This is a genomic window from Bianquea renquensis (assembly GCF_014384895.1).
In the GTDB taxonomy this organism is placed as follows: Bacteria; Bacillota; Clostridia; order Lachnospirales; family Bianqueaceae; genus Bianquea; species Bianquea renquensis.
In genome coordinates this window covers 1-1,666 of record NZ_JACRSQ010000079.1, presented here as the reverse complement: position 1 = coordinate 1,666, position 1,666 = coordinate 1, and the positions used below count along the sequence as shown (strand labels likewise).

At 44.2% G+C, this 1,666-nt stretch carries 1 protein-coding gene; it reads left to right on the top strand.

Going from position 1 to position 1,666, the window contains the following annotated elements; all coding sequences use genetic code 11:
- Positions 1–320 precede the first annotated feature (320 nt).
- Positions 321–1,568 (top strand): IS110 family RNA-guided transposase, encoded by a 1,248-nt coding sequence (locus H8730_RS17245; protein ID WP_249290286.1) that lies wholly within the window; start codon positions 321–323, stop codon positions 1,566–1,568.
- The last annotated feature ends 98 nt before the right edge of the window (positions 1,569–1,666 follow it).

Here is a 1,666-nt window from a genome sequence, read left to right as displayed (position 1 = left end):
CATATTTATATCCATTCCTTTCGCTTCGCTCAGGCACAAAACGTTATGAAAATGGTTTGCCTGAGCCTATTTTTTCGGTATACTTCTTATTCGTAGGGAACTCGGTATACTACAAATCACGGGGAGGTGAGTGGGCTGTCTGGCTCGCCAGATGACCGCATATTTATATGTGTAGTTCGCCTTTTCAAGCACAAATCAGTGTGACCTGATCACGTAATCTTATCTTTGTATAAACAATCTCGTTAATGGCCTAGGCGTTCAGTCAATGCCGCCTCTCCCTATAATCTTTTGCGAACCCATTGGTTCTGAGAGGAGTCCCTATGGCTTTAAAAAACGTGTACAAAATCTGCTGTGGCATTGATGTCCACAAGACTTTTGTAGTGGCCTGTATCGCCTCTACCAATGAGAAAGGCGTCACCACTTATGAGAGCCACCGTTTTTCAACCTACACGTGCGGTCTGAAAAATTTGTTACAATGGCTTCTCTCCAGGAATTGCAAGGATATCTGTATGGAATCTACCGGTAAATATTGGATTCCCGTTTACAACATCTTGGAAAATGATTGTTCGATTGTCCTTGCTCATCCCCAATATGTTAAGGCTATCCGTGGAAAAAAGACTGACAAGAAAGATGCCAAATGGATTGCTGACCTGTTCAAGCATGATCTTGTCGCCGGAAGCTTTATGCCACCCGCTGACATTCGCCAGCTTCGTGACCTTATGCGTTACCGTTTCAAACTGACCTGCTTCAAATCAAGCGAAAAAAATCGTTTGCAGAACTGTCTCACGGTTTCCAATATCCAGTTGGGAACCGTTGTTTCGGACACCTTCGGCAAATCTGCTCAGGCAATACTGGATAAACTTTTGGAAAATCCCGCAGATACTTCCTTTGACCTCGATCCCCTTATTCACAAAAGTTTGAAAAAGAAGCTTCCTGAACTCCGTGACGCCATTGACGGCTATATCACTCCGGAACAGGCTGGTAAACTCAAGGTGATCAAATCTCATTATGAAGACCTTGAATCCCGGAAAGCAGAGCTTGAAGAACTCATTCTTGCGCTCGCCGCTCCCTATCAGCAGGAACTTGCCATTCTCCAAACCGCTCCTGGTATCAGCAGTATTTTCACTGCGATCGGAATCATCTCCGAAATCGGTACCAATATGGAGGCTTTTCCTTCGGCGAAACACTTATGCTCATGGGCTGGGCTTACCCCTACCAACAATGAAAGTGCAGGGAAGAAAAAATCTGTCCGGGTCTCCAAAGCCGGATGCTATATCAAGCCACTGCTGGTGCAGTGCGCCAATGCTGTCGTTACCAGCAAAAAGCATCCTGAAATCCGTAACCGCTATCTCCGTCTCAAAAAGCGTCGCGGTCACAAGAAAGCAATCATTGCCATAGCAAGAATGCTTCTTACCGCATTATACCACATGTTGAAGAACGGGGAAAACTATAATTCGGAACTTTATAAAAAATCCGATTCGCTTCCGGTTGATCGTGAGATCACGGTGGAGCAGGCAAGTATTATAGCAAGGAATCAGGGTTATAAAATTAAGTCAGCAACTGCATAACCTTAACATTCTCAATATTCAATTTTTAAAGCTGCCACCGAAAGATGGCTTATTTGTCGTGTGCCAAAGATAATGAATATCCTCTACTTCTAATTTTC

Bases quoted from the DNA above. Each gene is read 5' to 3' on its own strand.
- H8730_RS17245 (WP_249290286.1), top strand. From the start codon at position 321: ATGGCTTTAAAAAACGTGTACAAAATCTGCTGTGGCATTGATGTCCAC.